6 protein-coding genes are annotated in these 4,389 nt (G+C 73.2%); 3 read left to right on the forward strand and 3 right to left on the reverse strand.

Annotated elements, in window-relative coordinates; translation table 11 throughout:
- The first annotated feature begins 215 nt into the window (after window positions 1-215).
- The gene (locus tag HYE82_RS34335; protein ID WP_179178138.1) at window positions 216-599 is read left to right on the forward strand and encodes a protease inhibitor I9 family protein; all 384 of its coding nucleotides are present in this window, start codon (window positions 216-218) and stop codon (window positions 597-599) included.
- A 117-nt stretch (window positions 600-716) separates the two neighbouring features.
- The gene (locus HYE82_RS34340) at window positions 717-1,130 is read left to right on the forward strand and encodes a peptidoglycan-binding protein (protein ID WP_179178139.1); all 414 of its coding nucleotides are present in this window, start codon (window positions 717-719) and stop codon (window positions 1,128-1,130) included.
- 262 nt (window positions 1,131-1,392) lie between these two features.
- Here the strand turns inward: HYE82_RS34340 and HYE82_RS34345 are convergent, their stop codons facing one another.
- Window positions 1,393-1,767 carry a hypothetical protein gene (locus tag HYE82_RS34345; protein ID WP_179178140.1) on the reverse strand — a complete coding sequence of 125 codons (375 nt, stop codon included), beginning with the start codon at window positions 1,765-1,767 and terminating at the stop codon, window positions 1,393-1,395.
- A 438-nt stretch (window positions 1,768-2,205) separates the two neighbouring features.
- Between HYE82_RS34345 and HYE82_RS34350 the strand changes: the two genes are divergently transcribed.
- Window positions 2,206-2,820: a GNAT family N-acetyltransferase gene (locus tag HYE82_RS34350; RefSeq protein WP_179178141.1), complete on the forward strand. Its 615-nt coding sequence runs from the start codon at window positions 2,206-2,208 to the stop codon at window positions 2,818-2,820.
- 389 nt (window positions 2,821-3,209) lie between these two features.
- Here HYE82_RS34350 and HYE82_RS34355 read toward each other — a convergent pair whose 3' ends face one another.
- Together HYE82_RS34355 and HYE82_RS34360 are read right to left on the reverse strand one after the other, a co-directional pair.
- Window positions 3,210-3,671, reverse strand: a complete 462-nt coding sequence (locus HYE82_RS34355) for a nitroreductase family deazaflavin-dependent oxidoreductase (protein ID WP_179178142.1) — start codon at window positions 3,669-3,671, stop codon at window positions 3,210-3,212.
- Between the two features lie 421 nt (window positions 3,672-4,092).
- On the reverse strand, window positions 4,093-4,287 hold the full coding sequence (locus HYE82_RS34360) for a hypothetical protein (protein ID WP_179178143.1): 195 nt from the start codon (window positions 4,285-4,287) through the stop codon (window positions 4,093-4,095).
- Window positions 4,288-4,389 lie beyond the last annotated feature (102 nt).

Below are 4,389 nucleotides of genomic sequence, written 5' to 3' on the forward strand. Positions count from 1 at the left end.
GGCGGGGGAGCGGGGGCGCGCCGACTGGCGAAACGATTCCCCTCCCCTGGGGCGGGCGTTGCTCTCGGCTCCCGGGAGCCCGGTGCGTCGGGTGAATCCACCCGTACGGCCGGTGCCGCCGCCCGGGGGCGCACTCCGGGGCGTGCTCCCGGAGGCCGCCGCCGCGCCGCCGGACGTCGTTGACCCGGGCCGGGCGGGCGTGATCGCCTCGCACCATGCGCACCAGCCTCGGGCGTGCCCTCCCGGCGGCGTTCGCCGCCGCCCTGGCCGCCGTAGTCGCCCTGCCCGCCACCTCCACCGCCGCCGGCGCCCCGGCGGACCCCGCAACCCGCGAGGTCCGCGAAGTCCGCGAGGTCCGCGAGGACCCGGCCGACTGGCCCACGTACATCGTCACCGTCGACCGGGCGCTCGACCCGGCCGACGTCGCGAGCCGGGTCGACGGCGTCCACCCGCTCCACGTCTACCGCGACACCCTGAACGGCTTCGCCGCCCGCCTCGACCCGGACCAGCTGGAATCCCTGGAGTCCATGCCGGACGTCGAATCCATCGAGGAGGACGGCACCGTCTCGGCGGACGGCCCCGGGGTGTCCTGGGTGTAGTGACCTCCGGCATTGCCGGGCGGCTCCTGATCAACTCGTGGGCGTGTCAAGTCGGTTCAGGCCAAGCCGCCGGAATCGCGCCAATCCGCGTCTTGCATGCACACGAAAAGAGGTTCGATGAGACGCGCGCGCATGCTCCGACGCGCCACGGTGGCCCTGGCCGCAGCAGTCAACCTGGCGCTCGGCGCGGCGGCGGCCCACGCGGACCCCGGAATCCCGGACGTCGGCTACGGCTACCCCAACGACGGCCGATCGGTCCAATGCGTGCAGTTCTTCGTGAACAACCACCTCAACCTGCACCTCGTGGAGGACGGCAAGTTCGGGCCCCGGACCGAGCGCGGAGTCGGGGAACTCCAGCGCCACTCCAACCGCAACTGGGCCACCCAGGAGCTGGTGGTCGACGGGATCTTCGGCAAGGCCACGGGTGAGGTCGTGCTCAAGCACGTCAAGCGGCACCCCTGGACGATCGACTACGAGAAGGCCTCCCGCTGCGCCCACTACGTGCCCTCCTGCGCGGTCGTCCTCGGCTGACGCCTACCGCTGGACCCCCGCCGACAGCTCGGTCAGGTCCAGCGGCATATCGGCACTGGAGCCATGGCCGAGGCCGCCGGCGGACGGTGTCCGGTGACGGCCTCGGCTTCGGTGCGGCAGGGCGACGGTCGGGGTTCGGCGTGTGAAGGCCGCCGCAGTCCGACGCGGGGGCGGCCCGAACGCCTCGACCGCGCCCCCTCCCTGGCCCCGGGGTGTCGTCCCGTCCCATCGTTCCTGGATCTTCCGGGCCGCGCCCACGTGCTCATACCGTCTGCTCTTTCCGTTTTCTCTTGCGGTTGGCACGGGTCATGCCGAGCACGGCGGACATGACCAGGCAGGCTGCGGACACTGCGGCCAGGCCCGTAACGGTCGGGTTGACCCAGGAGGGGACGAGGTCGTGCTCGGAGTTGCACCAGTTGTGCAAGGGGAACGGTGGATCGTTGAGGTGCTCGGCCCGGAACGCCTCGTCGAAGGAATCGCCGCAGGTCTCGCCGATGTCGAGACCTCCCCATCCGGCCAACGCCCCGACCAGGAGCGCCGCGGTCATGAGCACTGCAGTCACGATGGACAGCAGCAGCCACGTCACGGGGTGGGACGACAGCTTTCCCCGGACCTCGTGCCACACCATCTGGATCATGTTTGCTCTTTTCTGCTCTGCGGAGTGCGCTCAGCGTGCCCGCGCCGACGCGTCCTCCTGACCCGCGACTGTCACCGTCTTCACTGGCACGGCCCGTCCGCCTGCGGTGCACCGCAGCATGCCGAGAGGGTGAGGAGGGCGACGGCGACGGTGGCCGCCTCGCTGATGCGGGCGCGTCCCACGGGAATTTGTGTGTGATGCATTTGAAGGCCCCCGGCACTCGTGGCGCCTGTGCCGACAGTTGACACAAAGCGGCTGTCGCAGTGGCCACGGTAGGCACATGACGTCCCATCCGCATGCAGCGACTCGAACGCTTGGCTGAAATGGGCGCGAACGGGAAGGGGACCCAAGGGGCGGCCAACTGGCCGCCCAAGCGGAAATGTCGGCTCCGGTGGGGTGGGGACCCCCGTGCGCGTGCCCAAGATCATCGCGTGCAGAATGACCGGTATGTCGAATGCGAACACCCCGCGGGCGGCTACGCCCGACGATGCGTCAACCGTCAGCACCACCCTCGCCCGTGCCTTCGGCGACGACCCGATGATGCGCTGGTTCTTCCCCGACGACGCCTCCCGCGAGGACGGGATGCGCCGCTACTTCGCCACCCTCTTCACCCGCCAGTACGGCCGCCACGGCGTCTGCGAGCTCACCGACGCGGCCGCCGCATTCTGGGTGCCGCCGCACGCCCTCGACAAGGCCGTCCCCGACGCGGAGACCGTCGAGGAGCTCCAGGGCATCCTCGGCGACCGGGCCTCCCTCTTCCGCGAAGCCGTCGAGGCGGCCGCCGCCGCCCCGCCCAAGGACCCCCACTGGTACCTGGCCGTCGTCGGAGCCGACCCGGCCGCCCAGGGCCAGGGCCACGGGGCCGCGCTGCTCCGCTCCGGCCTGGCCAAGGCCGACGCGGAGGGCATGCCCGTCGCCCTGGAGTCCTCCAAGCCGGAGAACATCCCGTTCTACGAGCACTTCGGCTTCGCCGTGGTCGCCGAGATGGAGCTGCCGGGCGGCGGCCCCCGGGTCTGGGCGATGTGGCGCGCCCCGCGGCCCGCCGCCGACTAGCCTCCGCGGGCGGGCGGCGGCCGGGGTCCATCCGGGCGGGGCGCCGCGCAGCCTGGTCGCGTACGCGCTGGTCGCCGGTCTGTGCGTGGCGATCGCGCTCGTCCCCGAGCTGCAGCGCCGGGCCCGGCTGTTCCCGATGCCGGGTACGCGCGGCAGCTGCGCCCTGGCGGGCCGGTACGCGGCCCTCCAGTCGGAGGCCGCGCTGGGCGGCCCGGCCGGCAGCGACCCCGCGCCCTGGCCTTCGCCCGGCAGGACCGGAGCCGCGAGGCCGTCGCCGACTGCCTCGCGGCCGCCACGACCCTGTGGCTGCCCGTGTACGCGGTGGCGGTGGCCGTGCTCGTGGGCGTGGTGGCGTGGACCCGAGACCGGGCCCGGGCGGCCGGTGGGGGCTAGTGCCGGGGGCCGGGGACCGGGTCCAGGATGACCAGGGGGATCACGCGGTCGGTGTGCTCCTGGTAGTCGTCGAACGCGGGCCACAGGGCCGCCAGGGCCGGCCAGTACACCTCGCGCTCCTCGGCCGTCGCCCGGCGGGCCGAGGCGGGGCGGACCACCGGACCCACCTGGACCCTGACCTCCGCGTGCGAGGTCAGGTTCCGGTACCAGGCCGGGTGCCGCCGGGCGCCCCAGCCGGCCGCCACGACGACGAGGCGGTCCCCGTCCTCGGCGTAGATCAGCGGCGTGCGGTGGGTGCGGCCGGTGGCGCGGTCCAGGGTGGTGATCAGGAGGGTGGGGACCCCGTGCCAGAGGTGGCCGTCGATGCCGCCCGTGTGCACGTAGTCGCGTACGTGGTGCCGGGCGAGTTCCGGCGCGGGGTCGGCGGGGTGGTCCCAGTCGACGGTGATCGTCTGCATGCTGCCTCCGAGTAACGACCCCCGGTCGGCTTAACGATCCTTCAGCGCGTCCGGACACGGTCCGTCACACCCATGACGCAACGCCGGTGGCCGCGTGCCGGCCCACGTTGGCTGATCGGACCCCGGTTTCCGACCGGGAGACCGCGGTGCTGCCGCGCCCCTGCCTGGATGGGGGCGCCTGCGCGACCGGCCACGACCGGCCGACACCCGACCAACGGCGTCGTCGTCCCGCCCCGAGGACCACAGCACTGCCCCGACCTGCCGTGCGAGGACCCGGGGCCCAGGGGCGCGGGGCACTGCGCCACCAGCCACCGTCGGCCGGCACCCGGCTCCCGGTGTCGGGGGCCGGCCAGGCCAAGGGCAACGTGAGGCCCCGGGCGGAGGGCGCCCGGGGCCGACCGCAGCCTTCGTACGGGCTCCGTCAGGGGAGGAAGCGCTCGATGACCGCCTTGCCCTCCTTCTCGATCAGCTTCCGGGCCTTTTCGACCCGCTCCGGAGTCGGGTCGGCGCCCGTCGCCATGACGAGGTCCTCGGGGTCGTACGCGCCTTCCCCGCCGGTGTTGAGCCTCACCGGCCGGGATCCGGCCTGGGGCTGCTGGTCCGATTCAGTTCCCATCGGTGCCTCCATTGCAGTGACCTGCTTGGTTGCCCCCATCCTCAGGCCGCCGGGTCATGAACGCACCTCGGCGGGGCCGCCGCCCGCCGCCCCCGCCCCCAC

It is taken from the genome of Streptomyces sp. BR123 (genome assembly GCF_013401435.1).
Taxonomy (GTDB): domain Bacteria; phylum Actinomycetota; class Actinomycetes; order Streptomycetales; family Streptomycetaceae; genus Streptomyces.